Origin of the sequence: Pseudoalteromonas sp. BSi20429 (genome assembly GCF_000238895.1) — a bacterium.
GTDB classification, from domain to species: domain Bacteria; phylum Pseudomonadota; class Gammaproteobacteria; order Enterobacterales; family Alteromonadaceae; genus Pseudoalteromonas; species Pseudoalteromonas arctica.
Genome location: NZ_BADV01000012.1, coordinates 19,281 through 44,989 on the forward strand (window position 1 = coordinate 19,281; position 25,709 = coordinate 44,989).

Annotated in this window: 20 protein-coding genes; 8 read left to right on the forward strand and 12 right to left on the reverse strand. The window is 39.4% G+C overall.

What is annotated here, in order from left to right; genetic code table 11:
* Positions 1 to 226: 226 nt before the first annotated feature.
* Positions 227 to 508, forward strand: a complete 282-nt coding sequence (locus tag P20429_RS17155; RefSeq protein WP_033026271.1) for a hypothetical protein — start codon at positions 227 to 229, stop codon at positions 506 to 508.
* Positions 509 to 633: 125 nt separating this feature from the next.
* Here the strand turns inward: P20429_RS17155 and P20429_RS17150 are convergent, their stop codons facing one another.
* From P20429_RS17150 to P20429_RS17110, 9 genes are all read right to left on the reverse strand, one after another.
* The gene (locus tag P20429_RS17150) at positions 634 to 2,523 is read right to left on the reverse strand and encodes a monovalent cation:proton antiporter-2 (CPA2) family protein (RefSeq protein ID WP_007580440.1); all 1,890 of its coding nucleotides are present in this window, start codon (positions 2,521 to 2,523) and stop codon (positions 634 to 636) included.
* A 383-nt stretch (positions 2,524 to 2,906) separates the two neighbouring features.
* Positions 2,907 to 3,800: a hypothetical protein gene (locus tag P20429_RS17145; RefSeq protein WP_007580442.1), complete on the reverse strand. Its 894-nt coding sequence runs from the start codon at positions 3,798 to 3,800 to the stop codon at positions 2,907 to 2,909.
* A gap of 199 nt (positions 3,801 to 3,999) precedes the next feature.
* Positions 4,000 to 6,531: a TonB-dependent siderophore receptor gene (locus P20429_RS17140; RefSeq protein WP_007580445.1), complete on the reverse strand. Its 2,532-nt coding sequence runs from the start codon at positions 6,529 to 6,531 to the stop codon at positions 4,000 to 4,002.
* A gap of 268 nt (positions 6,532 to 6,799) precedes the next feature.
* Entirely contained in the window at positions 6,800 to 7,645 is an 846-nt protein-coding gene (locus tag P20429_RS17135; protein ID WP_007580446.1) for a DUF4198 domain-containing protein, read from the reverse strand.
* Between the two features lie 38 nt (positions 7,646 to 7,683).
* Positions 7,684 to 8,193, reverse strand: a complete 510-nt coding sequence (locus tag P20429_RS17130) for a DUF2271 domain-containing protein (protein ID WP_007580449.1) — start codon at positions 8,191 to 8,193, stop codon at positions 7,684 to 7,686.
* Positions 8,193 to 8,825 (reverse strand): PepSY-associated TM helix domain-containing protein, encoded by a 633-nt coding sequence (locus P20429_RS17125; protein WP_007580451.1) that lies wholly within the window; start codon positions 8,823 to 8,825, stop codon positions 8,193 to 8,195. Before P20429_RS17125 ends, P20429_RS17130 begins: the two co-directional genes overlap by 1 nt.
* A 124-nt stretch (positions 8,826 to 8,949) precedes the next feature.
* Positions 8,950 to 9,345, reverse strand: a complete 396-nt coding sequence (locus tag P20429_RS17120; RefSeq protein WP_007580453.1) for a YbaN family protein — start codon at positions 9,343 to 9,345, stop codon at positions 8,950 to 8,952.
* Positions 9,346 to 9,473: 128 nt separating this feature from the next.
* Entirely contained in the window at positions 9,474 to 10,799 is a 1,326-nt protein-coding gene (locus P20429_RS17115; RefSeq protein WP_007580455.1) for a hypothetical protein, read from the reverse strand.
* Positions 10,800 to 10,898: 99 nt separating this feature from the next.
* Positions 10,899 to 11,381, reverse strand: coding sequence for a MarR family winged helix-turn-helix transcriptional regulator (locus P20429_RS17110; RefSeq protein ID WP_007580457.1), 483 nt, complete (start codon positions 11,379 to 11,381; stop codon positions 10,899 to 10,901).
* Between the two features lie 427 nt (positions 11,382 to 11,808).
* On the opposite strand from P20429_RS17110, the gene P20429_RS17105 reads away from it, so the two are divergent.
* From P20429_RS17105 to P20429_RS17090, 4 genes are all read left to right on the forward strand, one after another.
* A complete protein-coding gene (locus P20429_RS17105; protein ID WP_007580460.1) occupies positions 11,809 to 12,657 on the forward strand; it encodes a D-hexose-6-phosphate mutarotase in 849 nt (282 codons plus the stop codon).
* A gap of 36 nt (positions 12,658 to 12,693) precedes the next feature.
* Positions 12,694 to 13,227 carry a PH domain-containing protein gene (locus P20429_RS17100; protein WP_007580462.1) on the forward strand — a complete coding sequence of 178 codons (534 nt, stop codon included), beginning with the start codon at positions 12,694 to 12,696 and terminating at the stop codon, positions 13,225 to 13,227.
* On the forward strand, positions 13,220 to 14,767 hold the full coding sequence (locus P20429_RS17095; RefSeq protein WP_007580464.1) for a PH domain-containing protein: 1,548 nt from the start codon (positions 13,220 to 13,222) through the stop codon (positions 14,765 to 14,767). The genes P20429_RS17100 and P20429_RS17095 overlap by 8 nt, the downstream gene beginning before the upstream one ends.
* A gap of 122 nt (positions 14,768 to 14,889) precedes the next feature.
* The gene (locus P20429_RS17090; protein WP_007580466.1) at positions 14,890 to 17,706 is read left to right on the forward strand and encodes a hypothetical protein; all 2,817 of its coding nucleotides are present in this window, start codon (positions 14,890 to 14,892) and stop codon (positions 17,704 to 17,706) included.
* A gap of 16 nt (positions 17,707 to 17,722) precedes the next feature.
* Here P20429_RS17090 and P20429_RS17085 read toward each other — a convergent pair whose 3' ends face one another.
* Entirely contained in the window at positions 17,723 to 18,883 is a 1,161-nt protein-coding gene (locus tag P20429_RS17085) for a lipopolysaccharide assembly protein LapB (RefSeq protein ID WP_007580472.1), read from the reverse strand.
* A gap of 316 nt (positions 18,884 to 19,199) precedes the next feature.
* Here P20429_RS17085 and P20429_RS17080 point away from each other — a divergent pair, with 316 nt between their 5' ends.
* Positions 19,200 to 19,919 (forward strand): DUF6445 family protein, encoded by a 720-nt coding sequence (locus tag P20429_RS17080; protein ID WP_007580474.1) that lies wholly within the window; start codon positions 19,200 to 19,202, stop codon positions 19,917 to 19,919.
* A 220-nt stretch (positions 19,920 to 20,139) separates the two neighbouring features.
* Here the strand turns inward: P20429_RS17080 and P20429_RS17075 are convergent, their stop codons facing one another.
* Complete coding sequence (locus tag P20429_RS17075; protein WP_033026267.1) at positions 20,140 to 21,273, reverse strand: PepSY domain-containing protein; 1,134 nt, start codon at positions 21,271 to 21,273, stop codon at positions 20,140 to 20,142.
* A gap of 290 nt (positions 21,274 to 21,563) precedes the next feature.
* On the opposite strand from P20429_RS17075, the gene P20429_RS17070 reads away from it, so the two are divergent.
* Both P20429_RS17070 and P20429_RS17065 read left to right on the forward strand, forming a co-directional pair.
* Positions 21,564 to 22,178, forward strand: coding sequence for a PQ-loop repeat-containing protein (locus P20429_RS17070; RefSeq protein ID WP_033026273.1), 615 nt, complete (start codon positions 21,564 to 21,566; stop codon positions 22,176 to 22,178).
* A gap of 72 nt (positions 22,179 to 22,250) precedes the next feature.
* On the forward strand, positions 22,251 to 23,039 hold the full coding sequence (locus P20429_RS17065; protein WP_007580479.1) for a PhzF family phenazine biosynthesis protein: 789 nt from the start codon (positions 22,251 to 22,253) through the stop codon (positions 23,037 to 23,039).
* A 69-nt stretch (positions 23,040 to 23,108) separates the two neighbouring features.
* Here the strand turns inward: P20429_RS17065 and P20429_RS17060 are convergent, their stop codons facing one another.
* The gene (locus P20429_RS17060; RefSeq protein ID WP_007580480.1) at positions 23,109 to 25,616 is read right to left on the reverse strand and encodes a zinc-dependent metalloprotease; all 2,508 of its coding nucleotides are present in this window, start codon (positions 25,614 to 25,616) and stop codon (positions 23,109 to 23,111) included.
* Between the last annotated feature and the right edge of the window lie 93 nt (positions 25,617 to 25,709).

Below are 25,709 nucleotides of genomic sequence, written 5' to 3' on the forward strand. Positions count from 1 at the left end.
AAGTAGGTATTCAACAAGTTAGTTAATGGAAGCTACAACCATCAAAGTCCTATCATCAAGCTACTTTTCTCTTATTTCCCAAGCAGATCATCGTTTGTATAACATTTATAGTTGGTAAAAATTTATACTATTTGTTATTAATAGAAGTTCACACTATCGGGACGTTTTAGTGAAAATAAGGAAATGTCCTTTGGTAGAGCGGTTATATGCACAAGGAGTATTAGCATTGTTTAATAAATTAATTCCAATTTCACTAATCGTTTTATTATCAGCATGTGGTGCAACTCACCCACCCTCATACCAAAAAGACAGAGCACCCGAAAATAGAGATCAATATAGCGGTGCGGAAGGTATGACTCAGTATCAAAAAGACCAAAGTCACCTTATGAGTAAAGAATTATCTGATAAATGCAAAAAAGCTAAAATTGATCTGGTTATCGCAAAAACTAATGAAGACTCTAAAGAAATTCATAAACAAAATTCATTAATTAAGAGTACATGCGTATAACGGTTTTATTCCGAGTAGGGCAAAGTCATTCAAGAAAACTAAGTCTAACAAATAATAGGCGGCTACCTTGTAGCCGCCTATTATTTGGATCTTACCACTAAGAATTCAAACTCAACCGCCTAACACTACTCAAAATGAGCATCATCAGGCTTTTTAGGTTTACTCGCTACTTCTGTTAAGCCGTCTTCGCAATCGCCGCTGTCGCAGGTATTTAAATCGCTTTGTGCTTGTTTATCTTGTTGCAGCACTTGTTTTAAATCTTCCATGCGTTGGCGCACGGCTACGCCGTAGCTGGCGTCGTCTCCCCATAATGCAGCAAGTTGCAGTACTGCAGCGCGGTCGTGGTCTCTAAATAGCTTACCGGCGCGTTCTGCATCTTGCTTAGTGTTACCTAGTAACTCGAGTGCTTCTACGGCAAGGTTAATAGCCGAGTCGACTGTTTCGCGGTTAAACGCATCTACTTTTAAATTAAGTAACTGATACGCATGGCGGCGGTCGATTGCGCGAGCAACAATTTTTAACTGTGGGTAGTTTTTATGCGCGAGCTTAATTATCTCAATAGTTTTATCGGGGTTATCAATTGCAATTACCAGCATTTGCGCGGTGTGCGCGCCTGCGGCTTCAAGGAGTTCTTGGCGTGCGGCATCGCCATAAAATACGGTATTGCCAAAACGGCGTAGTAATTCTATTTGGCTAGGGCTGTGATCAAGTACGGTAATTTCGTAGCCTTGCGCGTGCAGTAAACGCCCCATAATTTGACCAAAACGTCCGTAGCCCGCAATAATTACGTGCTTAGCGGTGCTAATTTGCTCTGGCTTATCAAACTCAGGTAAAGCACTGCTGCTGCGTTTTTGTATTTGCTCATAAACCATAAGTAGTAACGGCGCTATTAGCATTGATACCGCCACAACTAAGGTAACAAGGCTGGTTTGCTCGGGCGTTAAAATACTTAAGGTGGTGGTTACGCTTAGCAGTACAAATGCAAACTCACCCCCTTGGGCAAGCGCTAAGGCAAATAATAACTGCTGTTTACTGTTAATTTTAAAGGTAACGGCAAGGGCAAATAAAATGCAGGCTTTAACTACAATAAGTAAAACTACTAAGCCAATAACAGTACTAAACTCGTTAAATAGCAGCTCAAAGTTAATTGATGCGCCAACCGTTATAAAAAACAATCCTAAAAGTAAGCCTTTAAAGGGTTCTATATCGGCTTCTAATTCGTGTCTAAATTCGCTCTCGGCAAGTACAACGCCTGCTAAAAAAGTCCCCAAAGCAGGCGATAAACCAATACTTTGCATAACTAGCGCAATAGCGACCACTAAAAACAGTGCAAAAATAGTAAATATTTCACGCATGTGCGTTTGGGCAATGTATCTAAATAACGGGGCCGATACATATTTACCACCGGCAATAATAGCGGCAATAACCGCAACCGAAACACATACTTGTTGCCATACAGGCCAGCTTGCAATAATCGAATCGCTGATTTCTTTTGTACTAGTTTGCGGGGCAAATGCGAGCAGTGGTAATAGGGCTAAAATAGGAATAATTGCGATGTCTTGAAACAGCAATACCGAAAAAGCGTTTTGTCCGGCTTCTTGCTTTAGCCAGCCTTTTTCTTCAAGGCTTTGCAGCACAATAGCGGTAGAGGAGAGCGCCAGCATTAAACCAATGGCGAGTGCGGTTTGCCAATGCATGGCAAAAAACCAATAACAAAATGCAAAAATTGCCGCTGCCGTTAACACAACTTGCAAGCCGCCAAGCCCTAAAATAGAGTGGCGTAATGTCCATAAACGCGAAGGTTGTAGTTCAAGTCCTACTAAAAACAGCATCATTACTACGCCAAATTCAGCGAAGTGCATTACATCTGTTTGATCGCCCACAACACCCAGCGCATAAGGGCCAATGAGTATTCCGGCGATTAAATAACCTAATACTGAGCCAAGTCCGACTCGTTTTGCAATAGGGACAGCTACTATGGCTGCTGCTAAATAAATTAAAGCAATTTCTAACACGCGTTTATCCTAGGTCTATTTATGCTCAAGGTATTTGAGCATAAATAGAATGACTTAGGTTCTTATAAAATACAATAATTCATGTGGCTGAAAATACGTTATTTTTAGCTCATACTGTTAGGGCGTGTTGATCATTGGTGAGTGAATTTGCAGCAGTATGTTTGGTTTTTAGGCAAGGCGGAGCCTATGTAGTGTGGTTATTCCCCATGAATAGGCGATAACGCAGCATAAATACCAAACATGCGCTGCCCTTTGGGTTCTTTCTAGGGACGATTAACTCTTTGTTGCTCAGTTTTTACTTAGCCCACTAGGTTACAAACCTCGCGCCGCGATTTAATCGCCCCTAGATTGAACAAATTTCTATCCACAAAGATCAACAGGCCCTAGTCAGCTACTTTTACTGAACCGCTAATATTATCGATACTTACATCGCCCGAGCCCGACTCAGTAATAGTCAGCCCCTTTGCATGATTAACGCGAATATCACCCGAACCGTCTTCAATTGTTACGCTTGAACCAATATGCTCAATAAGCAGGTCGCCAGAGTTATCATCAACATTAACGGCACCGCTAATATGGCTTATTACTATCTCACCCGATCCATCCTCAACGTTTAGCAAACCGGTTATGTTGCTCACGTGCATTTCGCCAGAACCATCGTCAATAGTTGCATTGCCGCTTACGTTGTTTATATGAATACTGCCAGAGCCGTCGGTTAATTCTAAATTACCTGCGATGTTTTCAAAGTTTACTTCACCTGAGCCATCGTCAACAGTTAGGTTTTTAGCACCGCTTATAGTTAAGTCCCCCGAGCCGTCTTTTACATCAATATTGCTTTGCATAGCATTTATAAAAATGTCGCCAGAGCCATCATCAATATCTAAATTTAGATTACTTGGCACAGTAACCACTAAATTAATACTTGGAGATTGACCACTGTAGAAGCTAATACCATTACGGCTTTTATTTTGGGCAACAAGCTTTGCCTGTTTACCGTCTTGCTCGAGCGTTAGCTCGTATTCGTCTTCAATGTCGGCTGTGTAAATAGTGGCATCAACACTAATGCTGGTGGCCGTTTTTGAGCCTTTTATTTCAAGGCTACCTGCGCCGCTTAACACATTTAAATATTCAAGATTATTGCTTGGCAGTGATAGCTGTTGAGTTTGCTTTACTGAGGCAACGCTTGGCGATATGTGAAATACACAGCCACTTAATAATAAAATTCCGCCAATAAGTGAAAGTGGTTTTGCAATGCTTAATTGTGTTGATGAGCTCATGTTTAGTCCTTTGGTATTTATTGTTTGTATTTATATAAACAATATAGAGCAAAAATGAGGCCGAAATGTAAGCTGTTGTTTTATATAGCGTGGTGGTTTTTTATGAAAGTTGAAATACTAATAAGTGGTTAAATACACTAAAAAATAATTAAAAAAGGATGCACATGGCATCCTTTTTAGGTTACGGCTTTACAGTTAATTAAAAGCTGTAAGTAATATTACCGTATAAGAAACGTCCGTCTAATCCGTAAGGCGCATACGGTGTGTACGGGAATATTTGGCCAAAGTCAGAGTAACCAATGTTATCCACGGTGGCTTGTGGGTACTGATCGAACAAGTTGTTTGCACCAACGGCAAATTTCCAATATTCGTCTGGACGGTATGCCACTTCTAAGTCGGTGATCCATTTAGGGTCTAGGTATTCATCGCGATCAGCTGTAGTTGATATATCAGCGACTTCACCATAACGTGTGGCACGAAGCGTTGTTTGCCATTCGTTAAAGTTCCACACTGCTGATAGGTTCCATTTGCTATCTGGCGTGCCTTCTTCAAAGCGACCTACTTCACGACGTGCAAACACTACGTAGTCGTCACCTAGTGAGTTAAGCTGCGCTGGGTTGTCGTTTACGTGTGTTACTTCGGTATCGTTAAAGTTAGCTGCTACGTTTAAACGTAAATCACCTAAGTTGTCTAAATCTAGGTTATAAGTGGCAACTATATCTACACCTTGCGTGCGTGAGTCGATAGCGTTGGTAAAGTAACGTACGCTTTCGGTATTTAGCTCACCGGCATTTTGTAGTATTTCAACAACTGCATCGCCTTCTAAGTTTTCAGACAATACAATACGGTCATCAATATCAATACGGTACGCATCAACAGTTAAGCTAAAGCTGCCTTGAGTGTAAATAAAGCCCGCAGTAACGTTTACTGACTCTTCAGCATCTAACGGCTGTGCACCTAGCGCTTGCGCTGCTGCAGAATCGGTTGGGAATAAACCAACTTCAAATGGTTGGTTGTTTTCAAGTACGGTTGATATTTGGCGGTACGAGCTTTGCGCTAAAGATGGCGCACGGAAACCTGTGCTAATTGCACCGCGCAGCGATAGATTTTCAGTAATGCTGTAACGCGAGGCAAGTTTGGAGGTAAATGTGTCGCCAAAGTCGCTGTAATCTTCATAACGACCCGCTAAAACGACGTTCCACTTTTCTGTTAAGTAGGTATCAAACTCAACAAATAAAGCGATGTTATGACGGCTTTCGTCAGTCGCACTTTCTGGTCCAAAACCAGCAAGTACTTGCGCGCCACCGGCTGCAATTGGGTTACCATCGCTATCAAGTGCGGTGATGTAAGACGCTTCTTCGCCTTCTTCTATTTTGTAGCTTTCGTGGCGGTATTCAGTACCTACGGTAAAAAATACGTCATCAGGTAAGCCTAAATCGAGAGTGGTATTGGCAGTTGCGTTTACTAAAAACTGATCGTAAACCAGTGCACCGTTATCAAATTCAGTTGGGCTGTCGGCACCTAGTGATGTGTTAATACTATTTACAACACCTAAACCAAAGTCGTTACGGCCGTAGTTGGTACTTACATCCCATGTCCAGTCGTTAGTTTCGCCTTGTAAGCCCAGTGCAAATGAGTAGTCTTGTACGTCTGTTTCAATTTGCGGCAAAAAGCCATCTGGGTACACTTCTAAAACGTTACGGCTGTCTTTTGCTCGGCGGTAAAAACCACCTGAATTACCTTCACGCTTTGAGTAGCTACCAAATGAATAAAGGTTTAAGCCGTTATCTAAATCGTAACCCATGTTGTAAAACAACGCGTAATCTTCAAGGTCTGCTTTACCAAAGCGGTGGTTGTAACGATCGATAGTAAATTCGCGTGGGTCTAGGCTGCCATCATCAAGGCGGCTGTATTGTTCGCGAGGGTCAAAACCTGAGCGCTGAGTTGAGTCGTTATCACGGTACTCAATGGATACGTTTACAAAACCGTTATCAGATAACGCAAAACCAGAGTTTGCGCTAACAGTGCGTGTTGCACCGTCGTTTACTTCTCTGTCGCCACCGGTATTAAAGGCTAAGTCGCCGTTTGCATCTGCGTAGGTGCTTTCTAGCTGAGGTACGCCAGCCATTTGAGTATCGTATTTACCGTACGTTACGCTTACGCTACCGCCTTCTGAGGCATCTTTAAGTACAATGTTAATTACCCCAGCAATTGCATCAGAACCGTACTGTGCGGCTGCGCCATCACGTAGTACTTCAACACGTTTAATTGCAGAGGTTGGGATCATGTTCAAATCAACAGCGGTAGAGCCTCGACCAACAACACCTGCTAAGTTTAATAGCGCACCGGCATGGCGGCGTTTACCGTTTATAAGTACTAATGTGTGATCGGGTGCTAATCCACGTAAAACAGCTGGTTTTGCATGGTCAGTACCATCACCCATAGTGGCACTTGGGTAGTTAAAGCTAGGTACTTGGTTTGCTAGTATTTGGCTTATTTCTAGCTGACCCGTACTTTGCATATCACCGCTGGTAATAATGTCTACGGGTACCGTACTTTCGGCAATACTGCGTAAGCTTCTGCGAGTACCGGTAACCGAAATTACTTCGATATTCTTTTCTGCTTGATTATCTTGCTCTGCGGCAACGGCCATAGAGTAAGGTGTGCTAAGTGCAGTGGTAACGGCCAAGCTAAGTGCTAGTTTATTTGCAGATAAACGCTTAAAAGTCATTAATTGTTCCCCAAGAGCTGCTAGTCGAAAAGGAGCGCATCATATAGAAGCGACTACCCTAGTGCAAAGATAAAAACTATCTAAGATATTCTAAGTTGTTAACATATAAGGTCACTGTTTACGCGCGATATAGGCGTTTGGATCGTTGTAGTTGCAATCTTGTGTCGAATGGTTGCGAATTCAAGGGAATTTTAGATAAAAGTTAGTAAGACGTAAAAAGGCCAAGCAAATGCTTGGCCTTTCAATTTTTTAAATTTAGTGATTTAAATTATTCAGGGGCAACTTCAAGCGTTGTAAATAATGCATAACGTCCTGCATCTACGCCTTCTTCATTTACGGTAACCTTGTTAGAAGTTTCGATTAGGTATAGGCCTGGTTCTTTCCATGTAATTGTAAACATACCTTCTTTATCGGTCGTTACTTTTACTTCGCCACGGTCGTTACGGTAGCGTGTGTCGCCTTTTAAAATACTTACTTCAATGCCTTCACCAGCAGATTTACCATCTTGTAGTAATTGAAAACGTGCTTGCTCACCTACAAATAAATCGTTTGGATGCGTTGGACCGCTAAGCTCTAAGCCTAAACCTAACTGTGCAGGCTTTGAGGTGCCATTTCGGCTAACAAATGTATCTACTGTTGAAACAACCTTCGTTGTAGTTACATCTTTTGCATTGCTAGGTAACTCGGCTTCTGTTTTTTTACCAAATACGCGTTTGCGCTTACCTTCTTCGTTTTTATAGAAGGTCATGTACATTGGCTTTTGGGTCATTGCAATGTGGTAAGTACCTTGCTCTGTTAAGCTTACCGCAGCTGAGCTTTTACGTTTTAAGTAATAAGCACGAATGGTTTCAGATACTGGCTCACCATTAGGCGCAAGTGCCATTAATAATGTGTCGTCGTACTCTGCGCCTTTTTCTTTAGGTTTAAAGGCTTTGTCTGGTGCAAAAATTTCGTTTGAAATGCTCGCGTCAATCATTACGTAATGCGCTTTATCGCCTGATAAAGATGTATGCGAAGGTAGTAACCAACGTCCGTGTGCACTTGCTGAAGTTGACACTAAAGCAGATAAGCTCAATGCGCCGATTAATGCAGTTTTTAATAAATTAATTTTCATTATTTTTCCTTTGCTTAAATTCTAGTAATAAATAGGTGCTACTTAGTGCTTACAGTGACGAAACTTTGTGAAAACTCGTTTTTACCATCAATTGTAATTTTTCCCGACTTTGTTAAATCAAGCTCAACACGGGCGTAATCTCTACCGCCTTCTTCGCGTACAACTTCAATATTTAGTAAGTATTTACCTGGTTTTACTGGGTTACCGTCTAAATCGTTACCTTGCCAATTTATAGTGTAAGTACCCGCGCGTTTTGTTGCGCCGCTAATGCCGTCAAAGTTGGCATCGCTTTTACCGGCTTTACGCCACCATTGGCGTAAGTCTTTAAACCATTCTGCTTTTTGTACCCAAAGTGCAAGCGTTGTAACGTGTTTGCGCTCTGGTGTTTCAAGCCAAACTGCAACGTATGGACGGTGATACGGTTGTACTTCTAAGTCGGGAAGCGTTAATTCAACCTCTAGCTGTGGTGTTTGTGCATGCGCTGTTGTTTGAAAAAATGCAGCTACTAGCAGTAATGCGGCGCTTATAAATAATTTAAATTTAACCATTAAGACACTCCTTTTATTTGTGGAACCCAACATAAATAAATAACCAGTGGAGTTGCGACTCCTAGTAAGGTTATCCATATTCCTGCTAAGCGTTTTTTTCTATTTTGAAACAAAATAATCATGCCGGTGATGGCAAATAAAATCATTAGTACGGCAGATATATCAATTACCCAACTCCATACTTCACCGCTGTGGCGGCCTTTATGTAAGTCGCCAATGAGGCTTAAAAAACCACCTGTTTGGTAATCAAGATTTAGCTCGCCAGTTGTAAAATCAAGCTCTGCGTAGGCAAACCCTGCAGGCAGTGGGTAGTCGAGCATGACGAGCGCGTCTTCTTTTTCCCACTCAATGCTTTTTACTTTTGTAAGTGCATATTGCTCGGCTAAGTAAGCTTCTATTTCTGGGTAAAGCGTTGGCAACGTATTTAACTGCTCATTCGCTTTGGTAACTAGCTCAGCTGGAATTACCGCCGTTACTTGGCCGTTATTTTTATCGTTTTTAAGCCAATCAATATGGTTGAGCACAATGCCGCTAACGCAAAATAAAATAAGCAAAAAAAACAAAGCTGTAGAAATATAAATATGTAGAGCACGGCTTGTACTATACAAAGCCCGCTTATTAATAAACGACATAAAAACAGTAAATAAATTAAATTTACAACATGATAATGATTTGCATTAGCTATTACAAATTTACTTACTTATCTTTACATAAAAACTTTAAAACAGAGGTGGTATGCAGGTAAAAAATGAATATTTAATGCTTAGGGGGGCTGGAAGGTCTTAAAATAAGGTAAATCATTACCGATACTTCTATTACTGCAACGAGATAAATAACCCAAATAGGGGCGGCTGAATACAGTAAAAATATAAATCCAATTAACATGCCAATGGCGGCGTAGCATTTGGCTTTAACAGGCACTACTTTATGGGCTTGCCATTGCTGCAAAGTTACACCGTAACGAGGGTGGTTTAACAGCCATTGTTCAAGCGCGGGTGATGAGCGAGTAAAGCAGGTGAGCGCTAAAATAAAAAATATAGTGGTAGGCATGACCGGTAACACAATGCCAATAATGCCCAAGGCTACAAGTATTAAGCCAAGCGCTTTAAACCATAAGTTTTTATAACAAATAAACACTGCTTTTATATTCACTTAGGCTCTTTTTAGGCGTGTTATGGTATCTCTAATTGTAGGCTAAATAGCTATTAATTCGAAGCTTAAAATCAATAAAAAAGGGCAAACTAAGTTTGCCCTTTTAAAAAATAAATGCGGTTAACAGTTTAGAAGTAGTAACCAATATTTATGTTGAAGCGACGTTCTGTATCGCCATCACCAATAATTGTTCCGCCAATAAATGGCTGGTTACGTGCTTGAATAAAGTCGAAGTAACTAAAGAAACCACCTGCAGCAACACTCATACCCGTTACGTTCATCCATGTATCTGCGCTATCGTCAGACTTGTCATAAATAATGCCGTAATCGTTGTAAAATTGAATGTCGGTAACTGGGCCCCAATCAAGCGAGTAATTATAAGCAACGTTAAAGTTAGTCATAGTTGCTTCGCTAGATACAGTGTCATAATACGCATACGCACCAACAACAAAGCGGTCGCTGCTGTCGTCTAGATCGTAGTCGTATTCACCGTGTTGAAATTGGATATTCCAGTTGTTAATTGTGCTATCAACATGAAATGCCCATGCGCCGTAGTTACCTGCACGATCGTTACCGTCATGTAAGCCACCACTTAATAGTGATACACCCACATCGGTAGTTATATTTTTGCTGTGTTCAATTTGGTATGTTGCACGCCCGGCAAACGTATTGTATTCGCCTATGCGAGAGCCAGGTGCATCGTATGTACCTTCCTCTGCTGAGCGACTACCAATAATGTCGTAAGAGTAACGATGGTTAATATCTGAAGAGCCACCGTCTATACCACCTAGCTCATCATTTTTGAAAAAGCCTAGGTCTAGTTTCCAGTTATCTTTAAGTTTACGTTTTACTACTACACCTAAATCAAAATCGTCTTCTAGACCTACGTAATAATTAGTACTGAAAAAGTAGCTGTGTGAGTTGTATGGGCCATTACCAAAAGGCACGGGTGCAATACCTGCTTGTCCTTCCCAGCCATCTGCAAACTCGTAACCTAAGTAAGCATACTTAACAACGGTCATGTAATCGTAAAAACGTATTTCGCCGTTAAGTGAAATATCGTTAATCTCACCAGATACATTTATACGGAAAATATCAAAATCAAAATCGCCACCGCGATCTTGGGTATCTTCATCGTATGTGTTGGTGCTGTAATTAAAGCGTATTGCTCCACCAACTTTAATGCCTTCATCTTTTTTCTCAGGTTCAGCTGCGGCAACTTCAACTACTTTTTGATCAGATTTTTTACTGATGTTTGCAACTTGTTGTTCGTGCTGCTTATTAATTTGCTGTTGTTTTGTTTTTTCATCAGCTAACTTATTTTCAAGCAATTGCATTTGTTGCTTTAGCTGTTTAAGTTGGCTTTGTAGTGTGTCTAGATCATCAGACGCATAAGAAGTGCTTGTAACACCACCTAGGACTAGTGCTAGTGTTAATTTTGAGAGTTTAGTCATAATAGCCGCTCTACTTGTGATTAAAAAATAAAAAATTCAAGACGTCAAAAAACGCCTTACGTTTAGAGTAAGTACAAAACTATGTATTTTTTTTATTGTTTATTCTTTAGGAGCTTGAGTAAGTGCACCAACTTCTAGAAGGGGCGATGCATCTAATTTATCTGCATCCATCATCGCGGCTACACGCTGCATTGATGAGAGTAAAAGGCTCTGTTCCCACTCAGCAAGCGCAGAAAACTTTTCAATAAAGTGTTCTTGCAGTGGCTGAGGTGCTTTATCAAGTAACTCTTTTCCTTTATCGGTGAGGTATAAGCTCACTCTGCGTTTATCCATTTGACTGCGTACGCGTGTTACTAAGTTTCTGCTTTCTATTCTGTCGAGAATATTGGTGACCGTTGCTGGGCTTAAATTTACGTTTTGAGCAATACGGCTCGCCGTTATTCCATCGGTTTTTTTAACTTCTTGCATTATAAGCAATTGTGGGCCAGTTAAACCCGAAGTTTTATTTAGCTGCTTAGAATGTAAGTCAATCGCGCGGATCACTTTACGTAAAGAAACCAATAACTCGTCATATTTTTGCATTTGCTTATCTCATCGATGGGGCGGTAGTTTGCCGTAATCGCGAAATGTTACACATCAAATAAATTGAATTCAAACAATATATTGCACATTAGGCCGATTTTGTTGGTTTTTAATAGTTAGAGCAGTAACTAATGTAAAATTATATTGTTCAAATTATAGTAAATTTTCTTAGCATCTTGTGTGCATTAAGTTGCGCACAGTACGTATGTTGTGAATAATTGGCAAGTCTTATTGTATAGACTTTAGTATTATTCATTTACAGCTGTTAGTACAAAGTAATTGTTTGTGAGTTTACTGTATATGTATTAATCGGCAATGAACAAATTCAGCAATCAATATTTAATATCAATAGCGTATACTTTAAGCATGCATTATTGTTTCTGCACAAATATTAAAAATCTTTAGTATCAGTATTATAGGGGAAGGTATGAAATTATCGCCATCAGTTAGCATTGAGCAAAGCGAAACCGGTCTTGAGTTTATTAAAATAGCTAGCTCAAAGTGCGATGCAAAAATATTTTTGCAAGGTGGGCAAATTACCGAGTTTATCCCTAAAAATAACAAGCCACTTATATGGGTATCACAAGACGAAACTTATCAAGAAGGGGCAAGTATTCGAGGTGGTATTCCTATTTGTTGGCCGTGGTTTGGTACACACGCTAATGATGGCTGGCCTGCCCATGGTTTTGCGCGCACAAGTGTGTGGCAAGCTGATGAAGTACACGAATCTGATGAGCAAATTACAGTTAGTTTAAAGCTACCCATGAAGCTTGTTAATACGACGTATTGGCCACATCAGTCAGCATTAAAAGTTGAGTTTGTATTAAGCGATAAATTACAGGTTCGCTTAACGACCGCTAACTTAGGGAGTGCGCCATTTAGCTTTACTCAAGCGCTACATACCTATTTTCCTACATCAGACATTACAAATACCCATGTAGATGGTTTGCAAGGCGCGCAATATATTGAGTTTAGTGAAGGGCCATTTGTACAAAATGATGTTGTAAGCTTTAATCGCGAAACCGATATGGTTTATACACAAGCAAGTACAGTGCAAACCATTAATACGCCAGAAGGTGTTATTAATGTGAGCCGCGAAAACTCAAGTTCGTGTGTACTGTGGAACCCATGGATAGAAAAATCAAAACGCTTATCTAACTTTGCTGATGATGAATATAAAACAATGCTCTGCTTAGAGGCTGCTAATGTACTGACAGATAAAGTAACGCTTGAGCCAAAACAAAGCCACACCTTAATAACCACCATTAGTTGGTAAGCTAGCCATAATTAAAAGCAGGAATAGGGACAAATAGTGTTTAACAATCAACAAATAATGGATTTACCAAAGCATAGTGATATTAGCTTTAAGCCATTGGCTGATAAAGCCTTATTACATACACAGCTTAGCTCGCTTCTGTTTTATATACCGCTAATTGGAGCGCTTATTGCTGTTTGTTATTTTAATGAAGCCTTTGCTAATAATGCACAAACGTATTTGCTAATTGGTATGCCTATTTTGGTGGCCGTATCTATGGCGTACAACATGATAAGTGTGAGGTTACGAGGTTTTGCAGTGCGAAATCATGACATTGCTTTTAAAAAAGGCGTTATTTGGCAACAAGTGACGGTATTACCTTTAGCGCGTGTACAGCATATGGAAATACACCAAGGACCAATAGAGCGAAAACTTAGCCTTGCGAGTATTAAATTATTTAGCGCTGGCGGTGTAAGTGCCGATTTACAAATTAGTGGGCTAACCCATGATGATTGTAAAAATATGCGCCAATTTGTACAAAACTACCGTCAAGACGACGCAACTACTCAGGCAACTTTAGTCGATGAGTAATGCAACTATCGAAGATAAAGCGAGCCCTATTTACTGGCAAAAAGTATCGCCCTGGGCGCTTTTATACTTTGTTGTGCACTTTAGTGTGCGCTTTGTAAAAGATGGCCTTTTAAACTTACTGCCTATGCTTGTCGTGTTTGTTACTCAAGTAGAAAATAAGTTGTTTTGGGCGCAGGTTGCAGGTGGGATTGCGCTAATTTCGTTGCTTATTTACTCATTTTTATATTATTTAAATTTTAAGTTTTGTATTAGTAGCGACAACGAAATATTGCTTAACAAAGGTGTATTTAAAAAAGAGCGACTTACGCTTAAATTTGGCCGTGTGCAAAACGTTAATATTGCCGAGCCATTTTATTTTACCCCCGTAAACTTAGTTAATTGTATTTTTGATGCAGCTGGCAGTGTGTCGCAAGAAGTTGTTTTACCTGGCGTCACTAAAGATTACGCACAGCAAATGCGTAAACAAATATTTGATTTTAAAGCGCAGCAACAGCAAGAAATACAAAATACTGAACAAAGCGAAACAGACACTATCGAAAACAGCCTAAGCATTAGCAATAAAGAAATAGCCAAATTTGGTTTGATGTCGAATATGGCTATTTTAGCAATCGCTGCTTTGGCCCCTTTTATAAACCTGATTGTTGATTTTTTAGAGAAGCAAATTATTGCGAAAGTAGAAGGCTTTTACCAACAAGAGCTTGGTATGCTGGCCAGCGCTGCTACTTTTGCGATGATCACCTTAATTGTTTTGTTAGTTTTGGTGGCTGTAATGCTATCGGTGACTATGTCGCTTATTCGTTTTTATAACTTTGAGCTTTATTTTAAAGGTCAAAAATTTAAACGTATTGCTGGCTTATTAGAGCGCCATCAGCTTTCGATGAGCATGGATAAAGTGCAATCTATTGTTATTAAGCAAAACCTAATGGGGCGATTACTAAAGCGATTTACCGTTGAGTGCTTGCAAGCAAGTAGCGGCGGAATAGCAGCCGGTGTTGCGGCTAAAAAAAATAAACAAACCTTAGTATTACCTGTATTAAATAGCGAACAAGTTGATAGTGTATGCCAATGGATTTACCCGTGGTTTAATAGTAAAAAACTCGCTTTTAAGCGCGCAGAGCGAGCGCTTTTGTATAAAAATTTAGGCTTTTATTCATTGTTACCCAGTGCATTAGTGTTTGGCTTTTGTTTTATTGCTGATATTAATACTTTGATTAGCCTTGGTGTTTTGGTGGTGTTTTCTGGCTTGGTAACTTTATCGTATCAGCGTTATGGTTATTACATGCATGAGGATAATGGCCGATTTTATATGGTTGTACGCAAAGGTATGATTGGCGTTCATTACCGTGTTTTTGAGCTTTATAAAGCGCAAAGTGCACGCAGTATAAGTACATACTTAATGAGAAAATCAGGCTTAAAAAGCCTGTATATACAACTTGCTTCAGGGTTTGCATTTATGCCCTACATAAAGCAGCAAGATGCTGACTTTATTATTGATTTTACAATTAAGCAGATTGAGTCAGATACTCGCAGCTGGATGTAAACTCCCCTAGTAAAACATGTGTAAATACACATTTGCACATGCTTTATTACACTTTCTTACTGCCCATGAAAGACATTTAATAATACCCTAGATGGTATTAAGGAATTCTTTTAGGGACGCTCATGAAAAAAACACTTATCGCATCAGCTTTATTACTAGCAGCACCAAGCTTTGCAGCCGATTGGCAAACTATTCATACCGAACACTTTAATATTCACTACAGTATTGAGCATGCTGATTTTGCTAAATCAACTGCAACAGAGCTTGAAATAGTTCGCACCAAAGTGCTTGAGCAGCAAAACAGAGCACTTGATAAAACAGTTGATGTAGTGGTGTTTGATCCCCTAAATGCAGCAAACGGCTTTGCGTTACCTACCTCAAGTAACCCTGTAATGGCACTTTTTACAACCCCACCACAATCCGACACAGTTATATCAAACAGCTCTGGCTGGCAGCAGTTGCTTGTGTTGCATGAATATATTCACTTAGTGCACTTAGCACAGCCTACACGCAATCACTGGCAGCAGAAAGTACGTGGTATATGGGATTTATACGACTTAACCTACAGTGATACGCCGCGCTGGGTAGCCGAAGGTTATGCCACATTGATTGAGTCTAAAATGACGGGGCGTGGACGTTTGTTTGATAACTACTCAGAGTCAATACTGCGAGAATTTGCTCAACAGGGCGCACTGCCAACCTATGGGCAGTTAAATGGCGAGCAGGGCTTTATGGGCGGCTCAATGGCGTATTTAATGGGTAGTCGCTTTTTAAATTGGTTAGAGAAAAACTATTCAGAACAAACACTCGATAGTGTTTGGACGCGAATGCAAGGCGTAAAAACGCGGAATTTTGATGAGGCATTTAGCGGTGTGTTTGGGCAAAGTGCAGCCAAGCTATATCGCCGATTTATAGCTGAATATACCTATAAAGCAATGCAAATAGAGCAAGGGGAGCCGTTACTTAATAGTGAACTTTGGCTTGAGCTTAACTTATATGCAAGTAACCCAGTACTTTCAAAAGATGGTAGTAAAATTGCGATTGTTGAGCGAGATAAAGAGAGTAATACCAAGCTTATAATTTATAGCACGGATGACAACATTAAAGCGCAAGAAGAGTTTACTAAAGCGCAAAAAGAGCTGCTCGAAAACGATGCACAAGATATTCCCGATACAGCGCCCAGTGTGTTTAAGCGCGAACAAAAACAAGTGCTTAATCAAATTAACCGAGCCGGTATTGCAAATCCTCAATGGGTAAATAGCACAACTTTATATTTCAATGCGTACAGCAATGAAGAGTCGGGTATTTATAACAAAGTGTCTGACATATTTAGCTATAACACTGACACTGGAAATATTACACAACTTACCGAACTTGCTGGTATACGACGATTTAGCGTAACCAGTAACGGCGAAACCTTGTATGGCGAGCAAATAAGAGATGGCTACTCTGAATTAGTAAAGGTTGATCTCAATACGCAAACCATCACACAATTATTTACAAAAAGCCTTGAGACAACTTACGATTACCCAATACTCAGTCCTGATGAAACTAAATTAGTTTATTTATCAACATCATTAAATGAAAATTGGCAATTGTATATACAAGGTATAAACGGCGAACAACAGCTATCAGTACCTATGCCAGACGGGTATCAATATTTAAGTCAGCCAAGCTTTAGCCATAATGGCGAGTCACTTTATTTTGTTGCAGGTTTAAATAGCGCCACCGATATTTATAACTACAACATAGAGAGTAAAACACTCACCAAGTTAACCCAAGGGCAAGAGGCCGTTGCCCACCCAATTGAAATGGCTGATGGCTTGTTACTCTATTTTTCGATAACTGCAGATGGGCCAAATGTAAAAACACTGCCAAAAGCTATAAAAAGCACTGTAGTTACTGAGTTTGCAGCTAACAAAAAAGCACCGCTGCTAATAGTAAACGAACATACACTTCCAAAAGCTAAAATATATAAGCACGAAACTACAGAGCAAACAAATTACAACGTGCTCGACCAGCACGCTACCTTTGCGCTTGGCTCTCAGTATTATTCGGCTTCTACCAGTTTGTTAGATTTAAGCATTAAAAGTAGCGACTTATTAAAGCAGCTCGACTTACAAGCGGGTTATAGCACTGATTTACACGATGGGGCATTGCACGGTGGTTATGTGCAGGCAAAATATAATGCGCTTGATGTAAAACTGAAACTTGCACTGTTTGACTACAATTTAGATACATCGCGCCAGTATCAGCAAAGTCTAAGTGCAGACATGGATGCCCGTGGTGGTTTTGCCGCAATAAGTTATCCCGTTAAATTTGGACAGTTAAGTTTAACGCCAGAGCTTGCCTACAATTACACTGATTATAAGCAAAGCCATAAAAATTGGACGCGTTTAGGCGTTGCTCAAAATTGGCAATATGATCGTCAAGATTTTGCAATAGGCCAAAGTATTTATGCGAGTTGGTACGATGGCAGTGGCAAAAGTAATAATTGGCAAGGTTACGATTTAGCCGCCAAAATTTTTGGTAAGGCGTTTGGTATTCCTCTTTATGCAAACTTTGATCAAAAGCGACGTGACGACAGCAGCCTTGCATTAGGTGGCTTTAGCTCAAATCTTATTAATCAGCAGCAAAATAGTGAATATGTACTTTCATCTGAGCTGCCTTTTTACAGCGCAACTGCAAAGCGCTATCAAGGTTACGGTGGCGGCTTTAGCTTTAAAGAAGGCATGCCGTGGCTTTATTATAAGCAACATCAACTCGACGACACCGTATACGCACAAAGCTACGGCTTAAAATACCAAGGTGACTTTAGTTTTGGAATGGGGCCAGCAGGTGTAAACGATTTAACGTTTAATATGGGACTGTCGCGAGTAGAAGGCGACAGTTTTGAAGATGAAATGCGAGCGTGGCTGAGCTTTTATTATTCGTTATAAATATTAATTGGCTAAGTTACTTATCCATCTGCAAGGATAGTAACTTAGCTTGATATACATCGAGTTTTTGATTATCACGTTCTAGTTCAATTGCTTTCTCAAGTAAGGTTTGTGTTTGTTTAATATTACCTTGTTGATAGCGAACTTTTGCGAGTTCCAAGTATAGCTCAGCAATGTAAGGCGCTTTAGTAATCGCTTGCTCAAGGTGTGCTTTAGCCTGATGAGCGTGGCCAGCTTGTAAGTTGTTTTTAGCGATCACTAGTAATTCGTATGGGTCTTTTTCTTTATTAACTAATTGTGAGGTGAGCTCTTTAACAAGCTCTTTGTCGCCTAACTTTTTAGCTAAAAGCTGATAGTTGCTGATTAAATTAATGCTTATTTCGTTATTACTAAGTGCTGTTTGATAGATGTTTTTAGCGCTTTGTAAATCACCAGCTCGGCGATGTAAAATGCCCGCTATGTTAAATAGCTCTGCATCATTTGGTGTAAATTTATTCGCTTGTAAAATAAGAGAGTAAGCAATATCCAGTTGTTTGTCTGCCAATGCTATGGCAGCTAAATTACTATAAAACTTAGAAACTAAATCGTTATAGTCTGCGCTGCTTGAATAAAAACTGCGACGGGTAGGGAAGTAGTCGATTAATGTGCCTGCTCTGAAAAACTCAATAATATTATCATCTTTTTTCTCTACTTTTGGAGCATATACTTTTGTTCTAAAGTGATTAGCGACATAAACAACATTATTTTCTTTTGCGTATATGGGCTTACTTGTAACTTCTTGAAAGCTTGTTTCTAACCCAAGAGCTTGTGCGTAGCTTTGCGTTAAAATGGCTAAACTAATGCAATTACCTTGCGAACGCTTTAAGGTTTGAGCTGAAGTAAGTGTATCGCCATGGTATTTAAAGTTAGCTATCTGGCTTTCGAGGTAGTTGTAAATTATACGGTCATCACGGATTTGGGATAGCTTTTGGTTTTCGGCGTAAGCTAAAAACATTTCTTTTTCAGCATCCGGTAACTCAAAAATACTGTGCTCAGAAGGTGTGTCGAGTTTATTAAACAAAGAATGGTTTAATAGTTGTTCAAGCCCTACTTGTTGTTCTACTTGCTGAACCTTGGTTGTGTTACATCCAACTAAAAATAAAAAGGTAATACTAATAACTATTTTGATAAATATCATAACCCACTCCTTTGTTAATTTTTACATTACAATGTGGTGGGTTTTTAATCAATGTTATAGATGTTTTTTCTAAAAATTTTATAAATGGACTAATGCTAAATTTACGATGTATAAAATTTTGGCTTAAATACTAATGTGACCATAGTTCTATAATGAAACACTAATAAACTATGCCCTCAGCCCTAATACAGAGCTGTAGGCAAAATAACGGTAGTAGCTTTGGGTATGCGCTAAGTAGAGTTTTATTATTCACTTTAAATGACTGTTAAGTAAATGTTATATTCTGAGCTGTTTTAATAAAATAAGTATTTTGACAATGTCATTTAAGCATCAGAAAGTTCCCAAGAGCGTTGTACTTCCAAGCGTCCCCTCCGACGCACCTGGTTTAAGGTATGAAAAGCCAGAACTAGGTAGTAACTATTGGGTTGTTGATGAGTTTTTTAAACATGAAGAAGCAATGGCTATTCGTTCTTCATGTTTAAAAAAAGAGGTTTGGAAGTACGGTAAGCCGTATACCAAAGAACTTTGGCCTGGAATGCGCACTCCTAATGCTCTAAATAGTAAACAGCTTAAAAAAATAGAAAAATATGTTAAGTCAGTTATCAAAAAAAATAAATTATGGGTTGCTGATTCCAATAAGGTTGTAGTTGATACCAATACTGCAATTTTAGTGGGGGCTGAAGAAGGGGCTTCTAGGCCTCATGTAGATAATCGTTATTTATGTAGATACGCTGCTGTTTTGTATTTAAATCCTGATCCAATTACCTCTGCCGGTACCTCTTTTTATCGTTTAAAGTATGCAAATGAAGCGGCAGGAGGAAATATTGTCGATCCTCCTTATGCTAACCTTGTTGATGCACTTAATGTAAGTAGCCTTCCATATAGCGCATGGTATAAAGACATAGATATTGAGAATCGCTTTAATCGTTTAATTATATTTAAAGGTAGTATTGTTCACAGTGCATCTGAGTATTTTGGAGATGATTTAAATACTAAAAGGCTGGCGATAACATTTTTTTGGATGTGCGAAGATTAATTAATAATTCTTTTTAGGCAGAAAAATCTTGTCGATAGTAAGGCAAAAATTTAGTTACTTAGTTGTTCTAAATGAGACGTTTTTAATGCAACTAGCGTTAGGTTTACTCCCTCAAAATGACTAAGTATTATTGCGCACTCTCTTCTATAAATAATATGTAGAGTGCTGTTTTTATAATTTATAAATAGCTTATTATTAAATGAATCATAAGCTATTATTTTTAAACGTTAGTGACTTGGCGTTTACTTAAACGGTTTTTTTGTGATTGTTTTTTACGTTTTCGGCGAGTAAACCATAAGTAAAAACCAGTACCTGCTAGCCACACTGGGCTTAAACCAATTACGCACCACAGTATTTTACTTATTAGCCCTGCAAAGTAGCCAAAATGAAGTTTTCTAAAACTATCAATTACCTGCCAGCCAACGCCTACTTCGCGAATATCCCAGTTAGCTATGTGCTCGCCTGTTAGCTTGTTATAGCTAACCGTATTGGCATACTCACTAGCAAGTGGGTTGGCGGTATCGACTTCGCCGAATAAGGTAATGTTTTCGTCAGGCTCGAGTGGTATAACTAAAAACGTACCGTTAAAAGTGGGGATTTGCTTTTTACTGTCATCAAGTATGCGTTGAAACGAAATATCGCTACTGTGTAGGTTTTTGGTTAGTACAAAGTGTTCTTCCTCTGCGTGTTCAATAACTTCGTGATACCACACCGCCCAGTTAAAGTAGCCACCTGTGATAGCTAAAATAATAATGATGGGAGATCCTATAACCCCCGTCATTTTATGAATGTCGCTAAGTACAATTTGCAGTGTTGCACGCCAGCGCACACTAAATAGACGCTGCCAAAATTTACGATAAATAATAAGCCCAGTAATACCTAATACCAATAAAAACAGAGCAAAAAAGAAGCCTAGTACAGTGCCTGTTTGCCCTGGCAGGTTTTTAAAGTCGTTCAGTAAAAAAGTGTAATGTAGTTCTAAAAACCAATCGGTAAAATAATGGCTGGTACCAACAGGTTCAGACAAAATGTCACCCGTATACTGGTTTAAATGAAACTTATACCATTGCTCTGTGCCGCGTTTGACTAAGTAAACCCGATCAGCTGTATCATTGTTAAATATTTCCCAACTACCTACTACATATTCAGGGTAAGCATGCTCTGTTTTTGCAATTAACGTGTCGATTGGCATGCGCTCTGGCAGTGCATTTACAACAAAGTGGCTGCTTGGCATAAGTAAGCCATCTATTTCACTTTTAAAAACTAATACGCTCCCTGTAATACTAATAACAATCAATGGAATGATAGCTATTAGAGCGATCCAACTGTGAATTTTAAAAAGAGTTTTTCTCATAGGTAGTTTTATATACAGCAGTTAATGACTTGCGCATGATAACAACTATCATTTTTATTTAATAGATTAGCGGTGAGGCTTTCTATTAAACCGGTAAACCGTGAACTTAATTCTACGGTTTTTGTATACCTAGCTTGCCAGTACCTAAAACAAGAATTTCTTATTTAGTTGAGTTAAATTTACGCGGCTCTACAATGCCGCGCTCATAGTAAAAGCCTTTTAAAGCAAATGTTTATTAAATGTTTTTATTTCTGCTTTTAATTAACATTTATGTAACGAGCGAGGTTGCTTTGGCGCATTATTTGCCTATATTGTCTTCATTTATTTTGGTTTTTAGTTTTTTACCATTACTAAACAAAATTCGAAAAAATCGTAGTGTCTCAGGTTTATCACTATTGATGATGACGTTTGGGTTAGCACAAAGCCTTTATTTTATAACCTACAATATTTATTTTGAGCGTTTTTATATTGCGTTACCATTTATTGTAACTGGTGCGTTAAGCGGACTTATTTTGTATTTTTTTGCACGTTTCAACGCAGCTAAACGAGAACGGGTACAGTTGTTTACTATGCTAGGTTTTTCGTTACTGCCTTTTTCACTGCTTTTGAATTCAAGCCTCGATACTGCAACGGTATTAAGCGCTTTAACGTATGTTGGCCTTGTGATGAGTTCGGTACGTGTTATGCCGCAAACTTATAAAACATTGCGTACGGGTAATGTAAGTAATTTAAGCGCGCGCTACTTTAGCTTGCAGTTTATTGCTGGTATTTGCGGCTTAGTTGTTGAGCTTACAACAGCGGCTCCAAGCACGGCGCACTTACTTATGTTTATTATGCTGTTGCTTACCAATGCTGTGCAATTTGGTTGTATGCAATATTATAGAATGCGGCCTGTAATGGCTTAAAGCCAAAATAAAAGTGCTAATTTAGTTTAGGTATGGCAGTTTTAAGCTATTAATCATTACAAAGTTTAAACAATGCAATTAGCTATTCATCAAATTGATGCGTTTACGAATGAGTTATTCAAAGGTAACTATGCGGCAGTGATCCCACTAGAATCGTGGTTAAGTGACGATTTATTGCTAAAGATTGGCGCTGAGAATAACGTATCTGAAACTGCTTTTACCTGCCTGCAAGACGATGGAAGTTTTGTTATTCGTTGGTTTTCGCCGTTAATGGAAATCGATTTTTGTGGTCACGCCACACTTGCGGCTGCCTATGTTTTATGTGAAGAGCATAACATATCGCAAATTCGCTTTATTGCTGATGCGGTGGGCGAGCTAATCGTTAATAAAAACGCTGATGGTAGCTTTGCAATGACCTTTCCAATACAAGCACCGGTTGAAGTGCAAAATGTGCCTCAGCAACTGCTTGATGGCCTGTCTATACAACCGAGTAAAGTGCTTAAAAATCGCCAAGCCTACTTTGTTATTTATGAAAACGCCGATCAAATACTTGAATTAAAAACTAGCTCAGAGCTTTTAAAAACGCTTTATCCACTTGATGTAGTGGCCACTGCTCCAAGTGCTGAATATGATTTTATATCTCGTTATTTTTGGCCTGCAAGCGGTGGCGACGAAGATTATGTAACAGGCTCTATTCATACTGGCTTGGCACCTTACTGGGCGCAGCAATTGGGTAAAACTACGTTAAGCGCTTATCAGGCTTCAAGCAGAGGCGGGTATTTACTATGTGAAGTGGGTGATACAACCGTCACCTTAACGGGGCATGCTGTAAGGTATTTAAAAGGCACTATCTATATTTGATCTGTGAATTAAGTGATAAAAAAGGCCACGTTAAACGTGGCCTTGGTTTACTCAATTAGTAGAGATATTTTACGCTTCTAGTGCTTTTGCAATTAAGCGATCAATATATTTTTTATGCGCTTTAGTTGCTGTATCTGCACCCCAAGCAGTGCTGGTATCGGCTATTTGAGTTAGCTGATATAACGCAGCTGTTTTAGCTAAGTTATCGTACTTACTTGCTTTGCCAAGACCTGCAATTGCGATTAGCTGATTAACATACTCAATTTGTAAGTTGTGACTAATAGAATTTGCGTCTTTGCTTTTCACAAAAATATTAGCGGTTAAATCTTGCATAAACTGAGTTAGGCTATATTCATTGCCGTACAAAGCAGTATCAGAAATACGCAGTAATACGGCTGGGTGTAATAGCTGCGCAAGTACAGACTTTTGCATCCCTAAAATCATTTTGTGTGCTTTAGGGTCTTCATTTTTACCAAAGTGATTAAAGCCACGACGTTGCAGTTGCAAGTAGCTATATAGAGGTTGCATGTTTTGTAGTACGTCTGGTGCAAATACAAACTTTGCGAGTATATCCATCGCTTGTGTTTGACGTTCAAGAGATACCGGTGTAAATGGTTTATCTGCGTTTGCATCACCCACTACAGCACGCTCAACGTACACACCACCAATTTGGCGAGAAACAACACCTGCTTGAGCTCGGTATTGACCAAATAAGCTATTAGCAGAGGTAACAAGCTGTTGGTAAGACTCACCTTTAACCGTTGCTTTATCTTTTAGCTCAGTAAATAATTTATTAATTAACGCCATACGATCTGCGCCATAGGCCGCAGGATTTGACGACAAATCACCAATCATGACACGTGGATCGATATGGCGACCTGGTGCGCGCATATCGTCTGCATCGTTACCAAAGGCAAGGGCATGTTCACTTGAACGAGCAAGTATTTTTTCAAGTCTAGCTTGCTCAGCAGTTTCATCTGCAAGTGCTTCGCTGTAGCCATAGTTAATAGCCCAATCATCATAAGGGCCTGGTTTTGTTTGAAAAATATCACCTTGCTGCATACCAATTGGGGCAATGTTAGCGGGTGCATAATCCATAACAGAACCGGTTACTATGCCTTGGGTTTTGTTTTTGTCGTGTACTTCTTTTTCATCCCACAAAATAGATGATTTCATATTGTGGTTAAGACCTAAAGTATGGCCAACTTCGTGAAGTACCAATTGCGTTAGACCTTGGCGAAGCATTTCTTTATCTTCAATTTTGTCGCCGCTAGCAAGACCTTTGGCAAGCATTAGATTTTGTTGAATCTCATGCCCTAGCGAGCAATTTAGCTCACCGGTATTTGTTGCTTCACCGTGGCTCATTGTTCCTTGAGTGAAAAGTGTGTCGTAAATCCAACGGTTTTTCATAAATACAAACTCAAGCATAATGTCTGAGCCCAGTATTTCGCCTGTTAATGGGTTAGCAAGTGCTGGTCCGTATCCGCCAAATGGAGGCTTAGGTGACGAAGTCCAACGCAGTACGTTGTAATTAATATCGCCCGCATCCCAGTCTGCATCATCTGGTTGTACTTTTACCTCTAAGGCATTTTTAAAACCGGCTTTTTCAAAAGAAGTATTCCACGTTAAAACAGCGTCACGAATAGTATCGCGCCATTCAATGGGTGTGGTGTTTTCTATCCACCAAGTAATTGGTTTTACTGGCTCTGAAAGTGCTGCACTAGGGTCTTTCTTTTGTAGATCCCAACGTTTTATAACATCTTCATAAGGTGCCCAATCGGCAGATGTCATTTGATCAAATTGATTTGTAAAATAACCAATGCGCGCATCATCCATACGTGGTGCGTAGTTATTGCTAGGTAAAGCAACAAACGAGTGCTGAACTTTTACCGATACGCTACGTGGGTCGCTTACTGCATTTGAGCCACGTACCGTTGGGCTTGGGTTAGTAAATACGTAATCAACAACCACGTCTAGATTATTAGGGTATGGACGCTGTTTAATAATGCGTGATTTTTTATCGTCTAATTTGCCTACTTTAAAGCGCTTTTTGGCGTTTTTATCAGCTGGATTTGGCGTAGGTGATACTTTATGAAGTGCTTCGCTTAAAAATAACTTATTTACGTTAAATGCTATTTTACCGTCTTCTTCTTTTTCTATTTTAATGCTCGCAAGTACCGCTTCACTAATATTGGCATCACTCGCTTTTGAAATTGCACTGTTTTCGTCAAATTTGTAGCGAGGTGTTTTGCTAATGATATCGATACGATCAAAGTATTTTCTAAATTCAATTAACTTAGTTTCACGGTACGAACCACGATAATGGCCTGCATCTGTAACGCCATCGACAGTGTGCGCAAAATATACAAACGGCGTATTAAGTTGGGACTCGTTAATCACCATAAGGTGCTTACCGGTTTTTTCGTCTTGATAAAGGCTAAATATACCGGCAAATTCGGTTTGTCCTTTGATCATTTCGCTAAGTGTTTTTGACTCTTTTTCGTCTTTTTTATCGGCTGCAAATGCATGGCTGCTAAACGCTAAGCTAAGCGCAAGGGTGATGGTCGTTAATTTCATTTTGAGACTTTTAATATTTGTTAATTTAATTGGACTGTACGTAAATTAATTTAATTTCGCACATCTTCGCGATGAAATTTAAGTGTTTAACGC

Coding starts and splice junctions, on each gene's coding strand:
- P20429_RS17115 (WP_007580455.1), bottom strand. CDS start 10,799: ATGACTAAACTCTCAAAATTAACACTAGCACTAGTCCTAGGTGGTGTT.
- P20429_RS17130 (WP_007580449.1), bottom strand. CDS start 8,193: ATGGTTAAATTTAAATTATTTATAAGCGCCGCATTACTGCTAGTAGCT.
- P20429_RS17105 (WP_007580460.1), top strand. CDS start 11,809: ATGAAATTATCGCCATCAGTTAGCATTGAGCAAAGCGAAACCGGTCTT.
- P20429_RS17065 (WP_007580479.1), top strand. CDS start 22,251: ATGCAATTAGCTATTCATCAAATTGATGCGTTTACGAATGAGTTATTC.
- P20429_RS17125 (WP_007580451.1), bottom strand. CDS start 8,825: ATGTCGTTTATTAATAAGCGGGCTTTGTATAGTACAAGCCGTGCTCTA.
- P20429_RS17060 (WP_007580480.1), bottom strand. CDS start 25,616: ATGAAATTAACGACCATCACCCTTGCGCTTAGCTTAGCGTTTAGCAGC.
- P20429_RS17135 (WP_007580446.1), bottom strand. CDS start 7,645: ATGAAAATTAATTTATTAAAAACTGCATTAATCGGCGCATTGAGCTTA.
- P20429_RS17075 (WP_033026267.1), bottom strand. CDS start 21,273: ATGAGAAAAACTCTTTTTAAAATTCACAGTTGGATCGCTCTAATAGCT.
- P20429_RS17095 (WP_007580464.1), top strand. CDS start 13,220: ATGAGTAATGCAACTATCGAAGATAAAGCGAGCCCTATTTACTGGCAA.
- P20429_RS17140 (WP_007580445.1), bottom strand. CDS start 6,531: ATGACTTTTAAGCGTTTATCTGCAAATAAACTAGCACTTAGCTTGGCC.
- P20429_RS17090 (WP_007580466.1), top strand. CDS start 14,890: ATGAAAAAAACACTTATCGCATCAGCTTTATTACTAGCAGCACCAAGC.
- P20429_RS17080 (WP_007580474.1), top strand. CDS start 19,200: ATGTCATTTAAGCATCAGAAAGTTCCCAAGAGCGTTGTACTTCCAAGC.
- P20429_RS17085 (WP_007580472.1), bottom strand. CDS start 18,883: ATGATATTTATCAAAATAGTTATTAGTATTACCTTTTTATTTTTAGTT.
- P20429_RS17145 (WP_007580442.1), bottom strand. CDS start 3,800: ATGAGCTCATCAACACAATTAAGCATTGCAAAACCACTTTCACTTATT.
- P20429_RS17110 (WP_007580457.1), bottom strand. CDS start 11,381: ATGCAAAAATATGACGAGTTATTGGTTTCTTTACGTAAAGTGATCCGC.